The organism is Bariatricus sp. HCP28S3_D3 (assembly GCF_052065755.1).
GTDB lineage: Bacteria > Bacillota > Clostridia > Lachnospirales > Lachnospiraceae > Allocoprococcus.
Window position 1 is genome coordinate 96406 of record NZ_JBQHTK010000004.1, and the last position, 19158, is coordinate 115563.

Consider the following 19158-nt stretch of genomic DNA (forward strand, 5'->3'; position numbering starts at 1 on the left):
GGAGGAAATGAATGTGAAAAAGAAAGGAACTATTCTGGGAGTTGTTATTTTTTTGATTTTGGCAGGAATCTACTATTATCTGGCGCTCCCAGCATTTAATATTCATTCGGCGGATGTATGGTACTTTATTCTTGTACTGGTTGCCGTTGTTGGAATTATTTATGCCCTGAAAAGAGGAATTTCAAGAAGAAAGGAGATCAGTGATTCCAAGTTTTTGAAGGTGATCATCGGACTGTTCATTGTTCTTCTGCTGGTATACCTGATTGGAAGCTTTCTTTCTTCACCGGTGATCAACGCAAAGAAATATCAGCAGCTTCTTAAGGTGGAGGACGGAGAATTTACACAGGATATTGAAGAACTGTCCTTTGATCAGATTCCGCTTCTCGACAGGGATTCGGCACAGATTCTGGGTAACCGCAAGATGGGAAGTATGTCTGACATGGTTTCGCAGTTTGAAGTCGATGATATTTACAGCCAGATCAACTACAAAAACCGTCCGGTCAGGGTATCTCCGCTTCGGTATGCCAGTCTGATTAAATGGTTTACAAACCGCAAAGAAGGAATCCCGGCTTATATCCGGATCGACATGGCCAGCCAGACAACGGAAATGGTAAAGCTGGACGAAGGTATGAAGTATTCGACCAGTGAGTACTTTGGAAGGAATATTTATCGTCATCTGAGGTTTGCGCATCCGACTTATATTTATGGGGATCTCAGTTTTGAGATTGACGATGACGGAGTTCCATACTGGATCGCACCGGTAATGAAATACAATATCGGTCTGTTTGGCGGGGTAACCGTAGGACGTGTGGTTTTGTGTAATGCCATTACCGGTGAAATGGAAGACTATAAGATCGATGAAGTACCGGAGTGGATTGACCGTGCGTATTCAGCAGATCTTCTGATAGAATTATATGATTATTATGGCTCGTTAAAGCATGGTTTCCTGAACAGCATACTGAGTCAGAAAGACTGCCTGAAGACGACGAACGGCTATAATTATCTTGCAATCGATGATGACGTATGGGTTTATACAGGTGTAACTTCTGTAAACAGCGATCAGTCCAACGTCGGGTTCGTGCTGATGAATCAGCGAACGATGGAGACAAAATACTATGCAGTCGAAGGTGCGATTGAGGACTCTGCCATGGATTCAGCTGAAGGTCAGGTGCAGAATCTGCATTATGTGGCTACGTTCCCGCTGCTTCTGAATATCTCGGGCGAGCCGACGTATTTCATCGCACTGAAAGATGATGCCGGTCTGGTCAAGAAATATGCGATGGTAAACGTCCAGAAGTACCAGTTGGTTGCGATTGGTGATACGGTCAGCAAATGTGAGCAGGAGTATAATGAACTTCTCCTTACCAATGGAGTGAAAGAAGCAGAAAAAGATGAAAGAGAAGTTCTGGAAATCAAAGGAAAGATCACTAAAATTGCACAGGCGGTCATTGACGGAACATCGCATTATTATATCATGATCGAAGACTCGGAAGATATTTTTGATGTGTCTGTTGTGGACTATATTGATATCATCCGATATGAAATTGGTGATGAAGTAACTGTAGAATATAAAAAAGGAGAGAAGACGAACACGGTTTTGTCTCTGGAAAAATAAAGAAATGGATATCTGCCGGCGAGAATGTCGGCAGATATTTGTCTATGTATAGGAACAAAAAAGGACGCAACATTTATATGTTACGTCCTTTCCCTTGTTTATTTTCAATCTTAATTCAGAATCTGGCAGCCTTCCATGTTCACATCACCGAGCTGTTCATTTGTAGCGCTGATGCTGATATAGAAATCGATATTGTTGTCTTTAGAAATCTTTTTCAGTTTTTCAATAAAAGCAGGAATATTTTCAAGAGCGATATTAGCATGTTTTAAAATACCGTCAATGAAAATTGCCTGAATATCGTGGTCTGCACTTGTCATACCGTAAATGAATCCCAGGTATTCATCGATGTTCGTGATTACATCGTAATCATCCATGCAGATAGCGCGGATGTTGAAAGATAAGCTGTATGTATCGCGATGGCTCTTCTTGATAAAAAATACATGTCCGTCGCAACCTTTCACCAGTTCATTCGCACGCTCGATCATCTGCTGTGTTTTTCCACTACCCTTTGGGCCTGTTAATAAATTTACCATATCTACAAGTCTCCTTTTTACGTATATTTTGTACTAAAAATGGTACTCTTTCTCTTGGAACCATTATACACTAATCACAAAGGATAAACAACCCCATTTATTTGCAACTTTTTAGGAAGTGTGATACAATTAGCCATGCAGACGTAAAGATCGATTGAAAAGAGGATGAAAAATGACAAAAGTAGATATTATTTCAGGTTTTTTAGGTGCAGGTAAAACAACATTTATAAAAAAGCTGATCGAGGAGGTGTTTCCCGGAGAGAAGCTGGTTCTGATTGAAAACGAATTCGGCGAGATCGGTATCGACGGCGGTTTTCTTAAAGATGCAGGAGTTGAGATCACAGAAATGAATTCAGGATGCATCTGTTGTACACTGGTCGGGGATTTCAGCAAAGCACTTCAGAAAGTTCTTACAGAGTATCAGCCGGACAGAGTGATCATCGAACCATCCGGAGTCGGAAAACTGTCTGACGTAGTAAAGGCTATTGAAGGTGTCAAAGAAGAGGCAGATATTGAGATCGATGGCCGGATCACGGTTGTGGACGGGAAAAAGGCAAAGATTTATATGAAGAATTTCGGAGAATTCTTCGAAAATCAGGTGGAGCATGCATCCACGATCGTAATCAGCAGAACACAGATGATGAAGGATGAAAAGATTGAAGAATGTGTTCATATTTTGAGAGAGAAGAATCCGGATGCGGCCATTATTTCAACACCGTGGGAAGAACTTGGAAAAGAAGCAGTACAGCGCGCATTGGAGCATGGTGCCGAGATTGAAGGCATTCTGGAAGAACACCATCACCATGAAGAGGAAGAATGTTGCGATCACGAGCATCATCACCACCATCATGAAGAGGAGGAATGCTGTGATCACGAGCATCATCACCATCATCACGATGAGGAGTGTTGTGACCATGACCATCATCATGACCATGGTCCGGATTGCACTTGCGGATGCCACGATCATCATGATCACCATGGACATCACCATGCGGATGAAGTATTTACAAGCTGGGGCAAAGAAACAGCTCACAAATATATCGAGGATGAACTTGATTTTATCCTGAAAGCATTGACAGAGACGGAAGCTTACGGAACGATTCTTCGCGCAAAAGGCATTATTCAGATGGAAGACGGTTCATGGAAGCAGTTTGATATGGTTCCGGAGGAATTTGAGATCCGTGCAGGACAGGCTGATTATACAGGCCGCCTTTGCGTGATTGGAACAGATCTGAAGGAAGACGAGCTTATGAAGCTGTTCCATATTTAGACCGGAGGTGGGAAAGATGATGACACCGGTTTATATCTGTACAGGATTTCTGGACAGCGGCAAAACGACTTTCGTGAAGGATACCCTCATGAAGCAGGAATGGATCGAAGATGGGCCGACACTTCTTTTACAGTGCGAAGAGGGTGAAGAAGAGTACTCAGAGAGTTATCTGGATGAAAATGGTATGTTTCTCCTTGAAATAGAGGAACGGGAGCAATTGAACGGGGATTTCTTTGATAATTGTGAACGCACGTATCACCCGGCGCAGGTTGTCATTGAGTACAATGGTACATGGGATCTTCAGGAGATCATGGACGAGGAATATCCGGAAAACTGGGAAATCCAGGGCGTTTATTCTACGGTAAATGGCGAAACGCTGGATATGTATCTGAAAAATATGCGCAATATGCTGATGAGCCAGCTCACCGAATCGGAGCTGATCGTCATCAACCGCTGTGGAGAAGGGACAGACCGGTCTGCATTTCGAAGAGCATTGAAGATCCAGAACCCGCAGGCACAGCTGATCTTTGAGGATGAAGACGGACAGATCATCCCCCAGACGGAAGAAGACCTTCCATTTGATATCAAAGCGGATGAGATTGAGGTCGATGATGTGGATTTCGGAACCTGGTATGTGGATGCGTATGAGCATCCAGAGCATTATCTGCACAAAGAGATCACATTTCTGGCGCAGACGTTCCGACCGAAAGGAATGCCGGATAACCTAATGATTCCGGGAAGACAGATCATGACCTGCTGTGCGGACGATGTGAGATTTTATGGGTATCCGTGCAAAATATCCGGAAAACTGCAGTTTGAACAGAGAGGATGGGCTCGGATCAAGGCGCGTTTTGAATATGAATCTGTACGAAGATTTGCTCCGAAACAGCCGGTACTTTATCTGTTGGAGATGGAAAAAGCTCAAAAGCCGGAAGAAGTAGTAGTCTATCTTTAACTGAGGTGAAAATGACAAAAACAGAAGAAAAATATCAGATTTTAAAACAATATTTTGGATATGAAGATTTCCGCCCCGGACAGGAGAAGCTGATCGACAGCATCCTGTCCGGGCGGGATGTGCTCGGAATCCTTCCAACCGGAGCAGGAAAATCACTCTGCTTTCAGATTCCGGCACTTATTATGGAAGGAATCACTCTTGTAATCTCGCCGCTGATCTCACTTATGAAGGATCAGGTGGCATCTCTTAATCAAGTCGGAATTCATGCAGCATTCCTCAACAGTTCCCTTACATATGGACAATATCAAAAAGCACTCGCGTTTGCGGCAGAAGGACGATATAAGATTATCTATGTAGCACCGGAAAGGCTGGAGACTGCAGAGTTTTTAAGTTTTGCACTGCATGCAAAGATTTCAATGGTGGCTGTGGATGAAGCACACTGCGTATCCCAGTGGGGACAGGATTTCAGGCCCAGTTATCTTAAGATCACCGATTTTGTGGACAAGCTTCCGGTGCGCCCGGTCATCAGTGCATTTACCGCTACTGCGACGAAAGAAGTCCGTGAGGATATGATCGATATTCTGATGCTGAGGGATCCGGTACTGGTGACAACAGGTTACGACCGGCCGAATCTCTATCTCGGGGTACAGACACCAAAGGATAAATACAGTGCCCTGAAACAATTTGTGGAAATGCATCCGGGACAGTGCGGGATCATTTACTGTCTGACCAGAAAGCTGGTGGAGGAAGTGTGTGTCCGCCTGGAGGACGACGGATTTTCGGTGACCCGTTATCATGCGGGACTTTCCGATAAGGAAAGACGTGAGAATCAGGACGATTTTATCTATGACCGGAAGCAGATCATTGTTGCGACCAATGCATTTGGTATGGGCATCGATAAATCCAACGTCCGTTATGTCGTGCATTATAATATGCCGAAAAATCTGGAATCCTATTATCAGGAAGTCGGACGATGTGCGCGGGATGGAGAGCCCGGAGAATGCATATTATTTTACAGCGGGCAGGATGTGGTTACAAATCAGCGGTTTATTGAATACAATCAGGATAATGAAGAACTGGATGATTTTACCCGGGCAATCGTGATGGAGCGTGACCGTGAAAGACTGAAGAAAATGACGTATTATTGTTTTACAAATGAGTGCCTGCGAGACTATATCCTTCGTTATTTCGGTGAGTATGGATCGAATTACTGTGGAAATTGTTTCAACTGCCTGAGTCAGTTTGAAACGGTCGATGTGACCGTCGAGGCGGAAAAGATTACAGAATGCGTGAAGACAAGCGGACAGAGGTATGGAATCAATGTGATTCTGGATACCGTACACGGTGCGAACACTGCAAAGATCAGACAATATAAAATGGATAAAAATCCATGTTACGGGACTCTGGCGAAAGTACCGGCGTGGCGGCTCCGTCAGATTTTCAATCATTTATTATTGGAAGAGTATCTGACGACAACGAATGACGAATATATGCTGGTGAAGCTGACTGAAAAATCCGATTCCCTACTTGAAGGTAAAGTTTCGGTCTCCATGAAAATGGCGAAGGAACAGGAGAAAACGGAAAAGACTGCGGTGAAAAAGAAGAAAAAAACGGCTGGGGTACTGCTTTCAAATGAACAGGAGGCACTCTTTGAAAAGCTGCGTCAGCTCAGGATGGAGATCGCAAAAGAAGAAAAAGTTCCGCCATATATTGTGTTCTCGGATAAGACCCTGGTACATATGTGCCAGGTGAGGCCGGAAAATAAAGCGCAGATGCTTAAGGTAAGCGGTGTTGGGAAATTTAAGTATCAGAAGTATGGGGAGAGCTTTCTAGAAGTGATATTGAATTGACACACGTAATAATACGTAGTATAATTGCAAGTAAAGAAAGGAGCCACATAAGAATGCCGATAACTCCCAAGGAGATGATAAGACTTCTCAAAAAGAATGGAACAGGCAATTCTAAAACAGGCGGGGATAACAGATAGATAGTATAAAAATGGAGGTGTCTTTATGGGCAAAATGTTTTATCCTGCGATCTTTCATCAGGAAGAAGGTGGATTCTGGGTGTCCTTTCCAGATTTGCCGGAGTGTTATACAGAGGGGAATGATATGAAACATGCTTATGAAATGGCAGTGGAAGCACTGGGGCTTGCACTTGTTAGCAGGAAAACGGAAAAAGAAATGATTCCTGAACCATCAAGTCCGGAAAACATTCATGTAGAAGATGGTGTGTTGGTTGTAATCAGTTTTGACATGATGGAATATCAGAAAAAGCATAATTCAAAAGCCGTTAAAAAGACATTGAGCATCCCTGAGTGGTTAAATGAAGAAGCTATGGCGTTGGGAATTAATTTTTCACAAGTCCTTCAGGAAGCTTTGATTCAGAGAATTCAAGCAAAGGGAAGAGGATAATGTACATCACGTATGAGATAATTAAGTCTTCAAGGAAAACAATAGCAGTGGAAGTGCGCCAGGACGGTTCTGTCCTGGTACGCGCTCCGCGGAATTGTCCACAGTCCAGAATTGACACATTTCTAAAAGAGAAACAAGCATGGGTTCTTGCCAAAGTGGAGGAACAGAAGGAGAAAGAAGCGGATTCGATGAAAATCCAGCCGCTCAGTGAAGCGGAGCAAAGATTGTATAGAGATAAAGCGAGAGAAATTTTTGAACAGAAGGTTTCCTATTATGCCCAAATGATGGGTGTCAGTTACGGAAGAATTGCGATTCGCGACCAGAAGACCAGATGGGGAAGCTGCAGTGGCGAAGGAAATCTGAACTTCAATTGGAGGCTGATATTTGCCCCGGCGGGAGTGCTGGATTATGTAGTGGTGCATGAGCTCGCTCATCGGAAGGAAATGAATCATTCTCCACGCTTCTGGAAGGTTGTGGAAGATACCATGCCGGAATACAGGAAGTATCAGAAGTGGCTGAAGGAGAATGGGAGAGGACTTCACAGGTATTGATTGAAAGGATTTTTGGAAAATGTGATAACTGCCCTGGGAACGGCATTTATTGACAGTGCAGTTGAAATCTGCAGCTGGTTACAGTTGTTTGAGTCAGAAGAAGAGAAAGAATGTTTTATACAATTGTATACTGGATTGTAACAAGAAATGGGAGACATGAGGAAAAGCTGAATTAAATATAACTGGATCAATCACCTGTTTGTTACTTTGAGAGATTGTGATTGATCCACTTATTATCGCTCGTTACACTAGTGTTCTAGCAATCGTACCCCCATCTTAAGATTTCCGGCTTCGGATATTCCACCCCAAAAGTTTCAATCTCAATTTTCTTAATAAATTCATCTGTAATAGGCTGCTTAATTACAATATCAGGCCCTTCTGAATGATCGGTAATGTCACGAAGAGGAACATTTTCAATACGTTCTATTTCCTCAAACCCATCGATAACCCGTCCGAAAGCAGCAAATTTGCCTTGGAGTCTTTCCTTAACATCGTCGGATAATGTAATAAAGAATCCGCAACCATGCGCTTCTTTGCTTGCGTCACCGGCCATGCCCAGAACACCTTTTCCAAATTGAATTGGATTGTTAAATCCATTAGAAGCAAACTCCCCGTTAAGTACCAGGTCGCAGTCAGGTTCTTTTGAAAAATCATAAGTTGACTGAATGACAAAGCCCGGAACAACACGAGAAATGAGTCGATTAGTGTACATACCCTGCGTTATGCACCATATAAAACTATTTACAGTGTTTGGCGCATATTCGGGATAGAGTTCGGCGGTAATAATTCCCTGATTCGTATATATTTTTGCAATTGGATGTTTCATCAGAGTCACCTCGTTCATTTATTCTGATCTTATTATACTACAGAACCCCCAATAATGAAAAATAAAAAAAGATTTTATTGAGAGTAAATGGTATTATGATAAAAGTGGATAAAATCCGGAAAGGGAAAAAGCATAGTGGGATAAAGTCATTGAATGTGGCTAATAACTCTTTTGAAGGAATCTTTAGCATAAAGGAGTGAATTTCGAATGTTTCAAACGAAGAAAAAGAAGATTATCAACTATCTTAATGAGAAAAATACGGCGAATGCTGAGCTCTCACCGTTTGATCTTTTATTATCTGATTATATTAGTGGTGAACTAAAAATCAGAATGGAAGAAATGGATATTGTAAAACCAGACATATATATTGATTGGCTTCCGGATTATAAATGTATAGGGATTCAGGGGAAGTATAAGCAATATTATGTGGATTTACAGGTTGAGCCAACAGAGATTTCGATTGGATGTGATCCGGATGAACCGGATGAGCACACTGTATTTCCTTTAGAAAGCAGAGATCAGATGTATAAAGCAGTAAAAGATATACTGGTTTATTTGAAGTAATGATTTTGAATGGAAGAGGCTTGTTATGAAGAAATACACAATTGGTTTGATTATAATGCTATTGGCTTTGCTATCGTTAATAGGCTGCGGCAGAGACGAGAAGACAGATTATAGCGAGTATACTTTTTTCACCGATATTGATTGGTGTCGGGAGACAGAGATTGATGTAGAGCATATCTGTTTTTCTTCGGATGGCAGTTTCAGTTATTATTATGGATGCGGGAATCCTGCGAATGATTCTGATTTATGTGAGGGTTATACATATGATGATGAAGGCAGAAACTGGGGAACAAATTCAGTGTTCTTTATGGACGGAGGTATGAGAGAATGAATGAACTTCTTTTTGGAGCAGCATACTATGAGGAGTATATGCCATATGATCGTTTGGAGCAGAAAGTGGATTTGCCGGAATATGCTTATCCGATTATTGTACGAAAGGGAACGAATGATTTCGGTAAAAAAGTCAAATATTTCTTAAACTACTCCGCTGAAGCAAAGAAGGTGCCATATACTTATGAAGATGGCGTGGAATTGTTATCCGGAAGACGGATTGAAGCACAGGAAATGCTGGAGATTCCGGCATGGGGTGTTAAGATTATTGAGGGATAGCCTCTTCGATATATATAATAGCGTACACGGAATCGATTCCGTGTACGCTAATCTTATAGTCTATTTCTTACGTGGAACGATCTCCAGCCAGTATCCGTCCGGATCGGCGATAAAGTAGATTCCCATGGCAGGATTTTCAAAGCAGATGCAGCCCATTTCTTCATGCAGTTTATGGGCGGCTTCGTAGTCATCTGTCCGGAAAGCAAGGTGGAATTCACATTCACCGAGATCATACGGCTGTGGATGATCCTGAAGCCAGGTCAGCTCCAGTTCAAAATCGCTCTCGTCATTTCCAAGATATGCAATGACGAAATCTTCACCGTTCACACGGCGTTTCTCTTTGAGTCCCAGAGCTTTCTCATAAAAGGCCAGAGATTTGTCCAAATCTGTTACATTGTAATTTTCATGATACATTTGAAATTTCATAAAGGTCCTCTTTTCCGCGCGGATGCGCATGATTGATAGTAGAATAAATGGGGATACCGATTATTTGGCATCTGCGGTTTCTGTCAGAATAATCCGGTTCTCATACTGCGGATATTCTGCAAGAAAACGTGTGATGATCTCAGGCTGTTCCCAATAATGCATGGGATAAATGCGGTCGCAGGATATTTTCTTCAAAAAATATAACATGCCCCGGGCATAATCGTTCTCCTGTCTTGGATCCAGAACAACGAAAGCTGCAGTCAGTGCCGAGCCGTCAAGATCCTGAGCCAGTGTATCGATCTCTTTCCGGTAGCTTCCGGTCATCTGCCGGTTGTAGGAGTCGGATTCTTCTTCCCATACCCAGTCGTTCAGATCACCTGCGTGGTAGAAGCATTCTTCCTTGTCGCGAATGAGAAATGCCACTCCTTTATCCGTAGAAAGAAAGGTTGACAGTGTCTGTCCCTGTGGCAGGCTGTAGGTGCGGCGGGACGAAACAGATAGGAGAGGGATGTCCTTGGGAACCGTTCTCCCTGAAATGTCACGCGACAAAACGGCATGAATCTGTTCCATTCCCATGTCCTTCAGTAAAGAGAATACGGAAGGATGATAATGATCTGCGTGTTTGTGGCTGGCCAGTACCAGAATGGGTTTCTGCGGATTCAGCTCCGGGAGTTCTCCCTTAAAATAATCAAACAGATAATAGCAGCTTTCGGTTTCTGCCAGAAAACAACTGTGGTGAATATAGGTCACTTTCATAAGCATTTCCTTTCTGTCGGATTTTGATCTACCGGTTTATTTATAGTAACTGTTCAGAGCCAACCTCGAAAACACTTCGTGTTTCCTCAGTGTGGCGTATCCGCCAAATAGATTTGTACAAAAAAGTGCTCATGAATGCAAGCATTCAACGCCCTTTTTTGACAAATCTGCTTGGCTCTGAACAGTTACATTTTACAATATTGAGAGGTTTTTTACAAGAAGGTGTACATTGCTATTTCTATGGGGGATTGGTATAATACGAAGAGAAACGCTGCCTCTATATATATAATAGAGGAATCGGGGACATGGACCCGGAAAACAAATAAAGAGAACACTCTGATCGAATGGGCAGGTCAGACAGAAAATAAGAGAGGGCGAATGCCCGGAAAGGCAGATAATTATGGAAAACAGCAAAGCAAAAGATCAGAAAGTACTTCAGATGGTCCGCAGTCAGAAGGAGATGTATGTGATTTTTTCGGAATGTACGAAAATGCCGTATGTAGTGTGTGATCCGAAAACATATGACGATGAAATTCTCATCTATTTCAATGTAGACGAATGCAAAAACAAAGTAAGACAACTTATGAATGAAAAAATTCCGGTAAAAATCGTTAAAATCGAAAATCGGAGTTTCCTCGAGTTTTATGTCAGCCTTTATCCGATGGGGGTAAATGAGATCGTATATGATCTGGGATTGCCGAAAGAGATAAGAATACAGCTGGCGGATCTGGTGACCAGGAAGAACGACGGGAAGATGCCGAACGGACAGGAACGAATCGAAAATTCCGAATTTCAACTGACGGCACTTTACTATATGCAGGAGGCGCGGAGACTTCCGCAGGAAAAGGTTCTGGAAAGTGAAGAACTGCGCGAACTGAGCGAAGAGATGATGGCACATTTCCAGAAAGGAAAGTATTTTGTTGTATCTAAAGAAGGAAAAGAGATGGTGATTCTCAAACAGAAAGATGGAAAAGTATTTCAGCCGATCTTTACAGACGTGCAGGAGCTTGGAAAATTCCTGAGTGTACACCGTAAGGAGAAGCTGCAGACCGGAATCGTAGAAGCGGGAAAACTGATTGAAATACTGGTGCCGGGAGCCGAGGGCGTAGCGGTGAATCCCTTTGGTGTGAATCTTCAGATGAAAATGCAAAAGAAACAATAATGAAAGAAAACGAAAGTAAAAATAAAAAAATAAAAAATAATCAAAAAAGGACTTATAATTTTCGCAAAAGTATTGTATAATGGATACGATATCAAAATACAACTCAAATGGAGGGTAAAACAATGAAAATTGCAATCGGCTGTGATCCAAATGCAACAGAGTACAAAACAATCTTAACACCGTTCATCGAAAGTCTCGGACATGAATGTGTAGATTTCGGAAGTGATGATCCGATTTATGCAAATACTGCAATCCGTCTGGCTGAGGCTGTAGCTGCAGGGGAGTGTGAACGGGGAATTCTCATCTGCGGGACGGGTATCGGTGTATGTATCGCTGCAAATAAAGTAAAAGGAGCATATGCAGCACTAGTGAATAATGTATATCAGGCACAGAGAGCCCAGCTTAGTAACAATGCAAACATCATCACGATGGGCGCACAGGTTACCGGAATTGAACTTGCAAAATGTCTGGTTAAAGAGTACTTAAGTGTATCTTATGATCCGAATTCACGTTCTGCCCCGAAAGTAGCAAGAATTACAGAGTACGAGAATGAAAAATAAGAAAAATAAGAGATAATAATCAGAGAATACCGTCGTAAAAGATAAGCATCGAGCGAAGCAGAAAACTTTTCCGGCGGTATTTTCATTGCCATGCATATGTCAAAGATGTCCAGTGGATCTTTTTTAATTGCCATGCATATGTCAAAAAGGTCCAGTGGACCTTTTTTAATTAAAAGTTTACAATCCTGTTATTGAATATCTGGGGCGCAGGTTCTATAATGTGCATATTAGAGTATAGAAATGGAGATTTTTTTATGTTTTTTAGCGCTTATGGAATGATTGTGAAAGCAATTTATACTTTTTTTCAAACATTGATCTATGTAGTGCCTGCACTCCTGATTGCAATTTCCATGCATGAATTCGCACATGGATATATGTCTTATCTTCTTGGGGATCCGACACCGAAGATGGACGGAAGGCTGACACTGAATCCGTTCCGTCATCTGGATGTATGGGGAACCTTGTGCCTGCTGGTTTTTCATGTCGGATGGGCAAAGCCGATCCGGGTCAATACACGGAATTATAAAAATAAACGAAGAGATATGATTCTGGTGGCAGCAGCGGGGCCTCTGATGAATTTTATTCTGGCGTTTCTGTTCATGCTGCTTTACGGTCTGATCTACAAATTCGGAACCAGCGGAGTGCTCTTGAATTATCTATATGTGTTGAGTTATTATGGGGCACAGCTGAATGTGGGACTTGGGGTATTCAACCTGATTCCGGTGCCGCCGCTTGACGGGGCAAATATTCTGGCAGAGATCGTGCCTGCGGTTAACAGATTTTACAGCCGTTTCCGGCAATATGGATGGCTGATTCTGCTGCTTCTTCTCGGAACAAGAGTGCTGTATGTTCCGATGGAAGCGCTGATGAGTGCGATACTGAGTGTGCTGAAGAATGTGGTATGGTTCATACTGCGGATCGGCGTTGTTGTGGGAAGCGGCGGAGGAACCATTTTATAGTGGACTAAGGGGGAGTGAAGATGGGGGAATTACAGAATCATGCAGTGGAGATCATCCGCGAAGTCAAGAAAGCTGTTGTCGGAAAGGATGATGTGATCGAGCAGATCATGACTGCGATCATAGGAGGCGGCCACATTCTGATCGAGGATATGCCGGGGGTCGGGAAAACGACGATGGCACTGGCATTTTCCAAAGCGATGGGAATTCAGGAAAAGAGAGTACAGTTTACGCCGGATGTGATGCCGGCGGATCTGACCGGTTTTTCCATGTATCAAAAGGAAACCGGAAGATTTGTTTACCAGCCGGGAGCTGTGATGTGCAATCTTTTTCTGGCGGATGAGATCAACCGTACTTCTCCGAAGACGCAGTCAGCGCTTCTGGAAGTTATGGAGGAAGGATGTGTGACGGTGGACGGTGTGACGCGAAGCACCGGAAGGCCGTTCGTAGTTATTGCGACCGAGAATCCGGAGGGGTCGGCGGGGACACAGCTTCTGCCGGAATCGCAGCTGGACCGCTTTATGATCTGTATCCGGATGGGGTATCCGACGGTAGAGGAAGAGGTAGAGATTCTAAAGCGCCGTCAGATGGGCAACCCGGTGAATGAAGTGCAGAATGTGACGGGAGCGGAGCAGATCCTCTGGATGCAGGAAGAGGCATCTCAGGTGTTTATCCACGATTCCGTGTTTGAATATATCGCCAATCTTGCAAAGGCAACCAGAGAACATGAGCTTCTGACTGCCGGACTCAGCCCGAGAGGAACAGTGGCACTGGCGGCGATGGGGAGGGCAAGAGCATGGCTGAAAGGGAGAAATTATGTTCTGCCGGGAGATATCCAAACGGTATTTGGAAGCGTTGCGCTTCACCGGATCCGCCTGAATACCAAAGCGAAAGTGGGACATGCAAGGCCTGAGGAGATCCTGGAGCAGGTCTTAATGCAGGTGAAGGAACCGAATGTAAGGAAGAGATAATGTTTCGATAAAAGCGGGGAGCATGGGGAGACTATGATCAAACGTGCATGTATTTATATGGCGGCGGTATTGCTGACATTATATTGTTTTTTCCTGTATGAGGATGAAATCGTGGCGGCCATGCTGGTGGCCGAATTGATCTATTTTCCGCTGGCGTTCGGGTATCTGATGCTGCAGAAGAGGAAGATCATTGTCGGTCTGGATGACGTTCTGCCAATTGCGGAAAAGAATCAGGAAATTCCGGTTCGGCTGAGCATGAAAAATGCTTCATCCTGGGCTGTGGCGCGGTATCGAATTGAACTGTCCGTGGAAAATGAATTTACCGGGGAAGCGTTCCGGCATGAAGTGAGCGGGACGGTGAAGGCGGGGCAGGAAGAGAAGGAAGTACTTCTGCTACGTTCGTCCAGATGTGGAAATCTGATCATCAGACTGGAAAAGTGCTGGCTCTATGACAGCCTGGGAATATTGAGGGCAGCTTTGCTAAACGGGAGAAGAGCTGCGTTTCGGCGACGCCGGGAGATGGCGGTACAGCGGCAGTCGGTGGGAATTCTTCCCGATTGCCATCTGATTCCGGTGGAGGTGACGAGACGCACACGGGAATTTCCCGCGGATGCAGATGAGTACTCGGAGCGGGAGAGCGGAGACGATCCGTCAGAGACGTATCAGATCCGAGCGTACAGGGAGCAGGATTCGATTCATGATATTCACTGGAAACTGTCGGCAAAAGCCGATGAGCTTCTGGTCAAGGAACATGGAAGACCGCTTGGCTGTGTGGTCTTGCTCTGGCTGAATCTGGAAAAGAAACCCGGGCAAAGGAGAACGCGCCGGAACAAAGACTCCAGAAAAGAGAAACGGATCGCCTCTGGGGTTCTGGAGACGGCAGCCTCGATTTCATTCTCCCTGGTGGAAGCAGAGTGTGTGCATATGGCAGCATGGTATGAGAAGGCCAATCAGAGAATCTGTAAAAAGAGGATCAGTCGGACGGAACATGTTTATGAGCTGATGAACCGTCTGCTTTTTGTGGAGGAATACGATCATTCGGATGAAGTGGAGGCTTTATATGAGGAAGCCTTCCGCGGGGAACAGTTCAGTACGAAGCTGGAATTGTGTTCAGACGGTACTTTGCTGGTACATGGGGAGAAAAGGTGTGTTGTTCCGGCAGACGAGGAAAAGATCGCATGGGAAGAGATGTATCTGATTGTATAGTTCCGGTTCAAGGGGAGAAGATGAGGGGCCAAGATGAATGGATTAGAGATTATAGACCGTTCAAAAAGAGAACAGACGGCAGGATATGCGGTAAAAGAAGCGGCAGCAGTGTACGGAATGCTGGTGCTGGTTTTTGCCGCATATTTTTCTGTTTTTGAGGTCCATAACCGGATCATAGAACTCTTTCTTCTGCCGATACCGGCATCAGGGATCGCTGTCTGGGCGGGCGGAAGAAATAACAGGAAATGGCTTTGTATTCTCACCGGTGTTACTTCGGCAGTACTGACGCTTACACCGTGGAATTTTCTGAATGGGATTTCCTGTTTTGCAAATGATTATATCCGGCTTAACAACGAGTTTTATGGGGTGAGCCAGCCGTTTCTTAAGGTGGATGAGATTCCGGCAGATATTCTGGCGGCTCTGCTTGGAACCCAGATTCTTCTGGCACTTCTTCTGAAACTGGCGGGAAATTCAAAGCATGGCGCACGCGGAAATGTCTTAGTGATCCTGGTAAGCGCCCTTCCGGTGGCAATGGCTGCCACGGTCGGTAAAATGCCTTCGACAGCCGCTTCCTGGTGTCTGCTTGGTGGAACGATCTTTTATTTAAAATGGAAGACGTGCGAAAGTGTGCCGCTGAGAGAAGTGGCCGGAATCCTAATGATACTGGGCGTTCTGTTTGGGTGTACGCAGGCATGCATGCCGTATATCCGGACATATAAACTGGAGCATGAGGATCGCCTGATTGAGATCTATGACAGACTGACCCAGATGCAGCAGATCGATATGCAGGGGATTCTGGAAGCCCGTTTTGGTAAAGAAGGGACTTACTCAGGAGGAGGGATTGGAAAAGGAAATCTGGAACATCTGAGTGAATTCAAGCCCACCGGCGAGAAAGCACTGGAAGTCATAGTGACGGAAAAACCCAGGGAAACACTGTATCTAAGAGCATATACCGGGGTAAATTATACCGGAAGGGCATGGGAGAAAGAAACGGCTTCTGCATTTCGGCAAGGCATGCCGTCGGCCTTGGGTGAATCCGGCCGCAGGGCACTGATGAACGAACCGTTTACAAGGATCAGCGATGGGACGGCCGGTTCGGAACAACAGAAGATCGTCATCCGCAGAGAAGGAGCTTCTTCCGATTATTCTTATATACCGTATTTTGCGGAAGTAAAGCAGAATGATAAAATCTATCTGGATGCCTGGGTGAAAGGAAGATGGACGGATGAACAGGAGTACAGCTACTTCCCGGCGGCAGAGGCAGAAGGAATATCATCGGGAAAGCTTGCCGAAGAGTCTGATATCTGGAATGAATACAGGACATTTGTTAAGGAAGAGTACAGCACGGCTCCGGACGGACTGGAGCAATTGAAAGCATTAACCCGTTCGATGGATCACAGCAATGTGGAACAGATGTCAGATGAGATCGATTGGCTTTTTGGGGAAACGCTGGGACTTCGTTACAGTAAGACACCGGGAGAAGTGCCGGAAGGAAAAGAATTTACGGAATATTTTCTGACAGAGAACCGGAAAGGGTTCTGCGTTCATTTTGCTTCGGCGTCAGCGCTCATATACAGGATGTGCGGCTATCCATCACGGTTTGTTGAGGGATATGCAGTCCCCTCTAATGCATTTGTGCGAGAAGAGGACGGAACTTACCGTGCTGCGGTGACGGATGAGATGGCACATGCATGGTGTGAGACGTTTGACGATGAGATTGGCTGGGTGGTGCGGGAGCATACGCCGCCGTACCTGGATGAGACCGATGCGGCAGGCGCTTCTGATGGCTGGGAAAACGAAAAGCCGGATACCATGGAAAATGAAGAGAAACCGGCTCAAACAGCTCAGACCCAGGAAGAGGCTCAGCCGACGCAGCCGGAAACGGAGACAGATGATGGGGGGAACGTGGCAGATGAGCTCGAACAGAAGGCGGATGCCGCGGAAAATCCTGATAACGATGAAGTGAGAAATGTGCCGGGGTCTTTTCAAACGATTGTAAAGAAAATGGCAGTTGTCGCAGCAATGGCGGCGGGAGTGGCATGTCTGGTTCTGTTCATTTTCGCTGTATTTGGAGGCCTTGTAAGGCAGAAACGATATGCCGGTTTCCGAAGGAGAAAAGAGAATCGGGGAATCGCCAACCTGTATCAGGCCGTATATGAAATTTGTCTGTTTGACGGCATGGAGCCGGATCAGCAAGATGAGAGGATGACTCTGGAAAAAATGAAAGCACAATTCACCCAGCTTTCAGAGGAAGAGTGGGAATGGATGTATCTGTGCGCGGAAAGGGCTGCGTTCTCCGGTGAGGAGATCACAAAAGAGGAACAGAAGCAGATGTTCCGGTTGTACCAGAAATTCCGCAGGGCATACCTGAAGACGTTGAACAGAAAAAAGAAATTCTGGTTCTTATATGGGAAAGGATTGTAGATGTAAAAATACCGGGTCGGCAGGGTGCCGCCCGGTATTTTTCTATTCTTTTGATGGCTCTGTTTTGGTCGTTGCGGTTCTGGCACTGATGCCGTTGATCTCAACACGGTCGTCGACTGCGATGACCAGGCATTTTCGGCCGTCGATGATGCGGGTCTCGACCAGATCGGCGCATTCCGGATTCACCTGAATGGTAATGTCCGGTGTTTTAATCTCAAATTTCTTCGTGTTCGCGACATTGGCGGCCAGGAGAGAAGTGTTCTCTCCGGCGGCAGCATCAAACTGTTCGTCGAAGGTTTCCAGTTTCGCTTCTTCCACACCGCTTTTGGCGAGCAGATATTTCACTTCTGCTTTATCCAGTGCAAGTGGTTCCGGATTTTCTGCGTTCTGCTCAATCAGTTCGTTCAGGTTCTCATGGATATTTTTGACTACTTCATATTCGCAGTCGTCACCAAGTGTTTCCTCGATCAGAGCTTTGAAGGTTTCCTTCTGGCTCCCGGCTGTGAGCGGAGGTACGCAGCCGAGCAGGACATCGGTGAGGCCGTTGGAAAGGTTCTCTGCATTCTTGGAATAATACAGGAGACTGTGGATATCGGTGCTTCGGTCGTTAAATGCCGGGAATAAAAATCCGGCATCCGGCATTTCCACGATCCAGTCGCGGATCCTTTCATGGAAACTGTTTTCATCGGCGTGATAGCTGAGCGCCGGTTTGGAGAGTTTGACCGGACAGAAGCAGCAGAGGATGTAGTCAAAGACTTCATCCGATGCGTCAAACATTTCTGTTCCGTCTGAAGCTTTTCCGGGAATATCATAAACAGCGTGTATCAGCAAAATCAGATAATTTTCCGGGAAATCATAGGAATCAATTACCCGATTGTAGAATTCGGTGAGAAGGTCATCGTCAGTTAGACGGCTGTTCCTCAGCTTCAGGAGAAATTCCTGCGTACCGCCTTCGGATTCCGTCTCAAGCGGGAATTCCATGTTTAAAAGATTTTTCCCGATGGTACCGGAAAGGGATTTGCGAAAAATATCAAAATATTTGAACATCTCCTCTTCCGGAAGGGAGAGGAATGCTTCTTTCAGTTCCGTCTTTTTCTCTTTTTCCCCGTCTACATAACATCCGCAGATCCGGGTGATCGCGCAGTTATGTGGGGTGAATTGTTTCTTGATTTCAGTCACTTCTTTTTTATTCATATGTAGATTTCTCCTTTGTCAAAAGAATTTTGTCAGCGTGATTAATAGTATAGCGCAAATCGGGTAGATAGACAAATATAAAATATTTATTAAATTGATTAAAAGAGAAAATTCTTCATTGATTCTTGATTTCTCTAAGAATAAAATAAAACAATAGGCAGAAATC

20 protein-coding genes are annotated in these 19158 nt (G+C 44.6%); 15 read left to right on the plus strand and 5 right to left on the minus strand.

Annotation, left to right across the window (positions count from 1 at the left end; all coding sequences use genetic code 11):
• The first annotated feature begins 7 nt into the window (after positions 1–7).
• Entirely contained in the window at positions 8–1615 is a 1608-nt protein-coding gene (locus tag ACTNB3_RS05040) for a CvpA family protein (protein WP_441024678.1), read from the plus strand.
• 110 nt (positions 1616–1725) lie between these two features.
• Here ACTNB3_RS05040 and ACTNB3_RS05045 read toward each other — a convergent pair whose 3' ends face one another.
• Positions 1726–2148 (minus strand): hypothetical protein, encoded by a 423-nt coding sequence (locus tag ACTNB3_RS05045; protein ID WP_427807250.1) that lies wholly within the window; start codon positions 2146–2148, stop codon positions 1726–1728.
• Between the two features lie 172 nt (positions 2149–2320).
• Here ACTNB3_RS05045 and ACTNB3_RS05050 point away from each other — a divergent pair, with 172 nt between their 5' ends.
• The 5 genes from ACTNB3_RS05050 to ACTNB3_RS05070 all read left to right on the plus strand — a co-directional run bounded on the left by ACTNB3_RS05050 (position 2321) and on the right by ACTNB3_RS05070 (position 7338).
• A complete protein-coding gene (locus ACTNB3_RS05050) occupies positions 2321–3418 on the plus strand; it encodes a CobW family GTP-binding protein (RefSeq protein WP_441024680.1) in 1098 nt (365 codons plus the stop codon).
• Between the two features lie 16 nt (positions 3419–3434).
• Positions 3435–4373 carry a TIGR03943 family putative permease subunit gene (locus ACTNB3_RS05055; protein WP_427807253.1) on the plus strand — a complete coding sequence of 313 codons (939 nt, stop codon included), beginning with the start codon at positions 3435–3437 and terminating at the stop codon, positions 4371–4373.
• An 11-nt stretch (positions 4374–4384) separates the two neighbouring features.
• Positions 4385–6223 (plus strand): DNA helicase RecQ, encoded by a 1839-nt coding sequence (recQ, locus tag ACTNB3_RS05060; RefSeq protein WP_441024681.1) that lies wholly within the window; start codon positions 4385–4387, stop codon positions 6221–6223.
• 162 nt (positions 6224–6385) lie between these two features.
• Positions 6386–6787, plus strand: a complete 402-nt coding sequence (locus ACTNB3_RS05065) for a type II toxin-antitoxin system HicB family antitoxin (RefSeq protein WP_427819904.1) — start codon at positions 6386–6388, stop codon at positions 6785–6787.
• Positions 6787–7338: a M48 family metallopeptidase gene (locus ACTNB3_RS05070; protein WP_441024682.1), complete on the plus strand. Its 552-nt coding sequence runs from the start codon at positions 6787–6789 to the stop codon at positions 7336–7338. Before ACTNB3_RS05065 ends, ACTNB3_RS05070 begins: the two co-directional genes overlap by 1 nt.
• A gap of 256 nt (positions 7339–7594) precedes the next feature.
• Here ACTNB3_RS05070 and ACTNB3_RS05075 read toward each other — a convergent pair whose 3' ends face one another.
• Positions 7595–8164, minus strand: coding sequence for a peptidylprolyl isomerase (locus tag ACTNB3_RS05075; RefSeq protein WP_441024683.1), 570 nt, complete (start codon positions 8162–8164; stop codon positions 7595–7597).
• A gap of 207 nt (positions 8165–8371) precedes the next feature.
• Here ACTNB3_RS05075 and ACTNB3_RS05080 point away from each other — a divergent pair, with 207 nt between their 5' ends.
• From ACTNB3_RS05080 to ACTNB3_RS05090, 3 genes are read left to right on the plus strand one after another with little or no spacing between them, the layout of a single operon-like run.
• The gene (locus ACTNB3_RS05080; protein WP_427819901.1) at positions 8372–8728 is read left to right on the plus strand and encodes a hypothetical protein; all 357 of its coding nucleotides are present in this window, start codon (positions 8372–8374) and stop codon (positions 8726–8728) included.
• A gap of 25 nt (positions 8729–8753) precedes the next feature.
• A complete protein-coding gene (locus tag ACTNB3_RS05085) occupies positions 8754–9059 on the plus strand; it encodes a hypothetical protein (protein WP_441024684.1) in 306 nt (101 codons plus the stop codon).
• On the plus strand, positions 9056–9337 hold the full coding sequence (locus tag ACTNB3_RS05090) for a Beta-galactosidase C-terminal domain (RefSeq protein ID WP_441024685.1): 282 nt from the start codon (positions 9056–9058) through the stop codon (positions 9335–9337). Before ACTNB3_RS05085 ends, ACTNB3_RS05090 begins: the two co-directional genes overlap by 4 nt.
• 60 nt (positions 9338–9397) lie before the next feature.
• Here the strand turns inward: ACTNB3_RS05090 and ACTNB3_RS05095 are convergent, their stop codons facing one another.
• Together ACTNB3_RS05095 and ACTNB3_RS05100 are read right to left on the minus strand one after the other, a co-directional pair.
• Positions 9398–9763, minus strand: a complete 366-nt coding sequence (locus ACTNB3_RS05095) for a VOC family protein (protein WP_427807260.1) — start codon at positions 9761–9763, stop codon at positions 9398–9400.
• 60 nt (positions 9764–9823) lie between these two features.
• Complete coding sequence (locus ACTNB3_RS05100) at positions 9824–10519, minus strand: MBL fold metallo-hydrolase (RefSeq protein WP_427819899.1); 696 nt, start codon at positions 10517–10519, stop codon at positions 9824–9826.
• 400 nt (positions 10520–10919) lie between these two features.
• Here ACTNB3_RS05100 and ACTNB3_RS05105 point away from each other — a divergent pair, with 400 nt between their 5' ends.
• From ACTNB3_RS05105 to ACTNB3_RS05130, 6 genes are all read left to right on the plus strand, one after another.
• Positions 10920–11681 carry an SseB family protein gene (locus tag ACTNB3_RS05105; RefSeq protein ID WP_441024686.1) on the plus strand — a complete coding sequence of 254 codons (762 nt, stop codon included), beginning with the start codon at positions 10920–10922 and terminating at the stop codon, positions 11679–11681.
• Positions 11682–11803: 122 nt separating this feature from the next.
• A complete protein-coding gene (locus ACTNB3_RS05110; RefSeq protein ID WP_427819897.1) occupies positions 11804–12241 on the plus strand; it encodes an RpiB/LacA/LacB family sugar-phosphate isomerase in 438 nt (145 codons plus the stop codon).
• A gap of 254 nt (positions 12242–12495) precedes the next feature.
• Positions 12496–13200, plus strand: coding sequence for a site-2 protease family protein (locus ACTNB3_RS05115; protein ID WP_441024688.1), 705 nt, complete (start codon positions 12496–12498; stop codon positions 13198–13200).
• 20 nt (positions 13201–13220) lie between these two features.
• On the plus strand, positions 13221–14168 hold the full coding sequence (locus ACTNB3_RS05120; protein ID WP_427807265.1) for an AAA family ATPase: 948 nt from the start codon (positions 13221–13223) through the stop codon (positions 14166–14168).
• A gap of 33 nt (positions 14169–14201) precedes the next feature.
• Entirely contained in the window at positions 14202–15374 is a 1173-nt protein-coding gene (locus tag ACTNB3_RS05125; protein ID WP_441024689.1) for a DUF58 domain-containing protein, read from the plus strand.
• Between the two features lie 33 nt (positions 15375–15407).
• The gene (locus ACTNB3_RS05130) at positions 15408–17798 is read left to right on the plus strand and encodes a transglutaminase-like domain-containing protein (RefSeq protein ID WP_441024690.1); all 2391 of its coding nucleotides are present in this window, start codon (positions 15408–15410) and stop codon (positions 17796–17798) included.
• Between the two features lie 42 nt (positions 17799–17840).
• On the opposite strand, the gene ACTNB3_RS05135 is transcribed toward ACTNB3_RS05130, so the two are convergent.
• The gene (locus tag ACTNB3_RS05135; protein WP_427819893.1) at positions 17841–18992 is read right to left on the minus strand and encodes a DUF4317 domain-containing protein; all 1152 of its coding nucleotides are present in this window, start codon (positions 18990–18992) and stop codon (positions 17841–17843) included.
• Positions 18993–19158 lie beyond the last annotated feature (166 nt).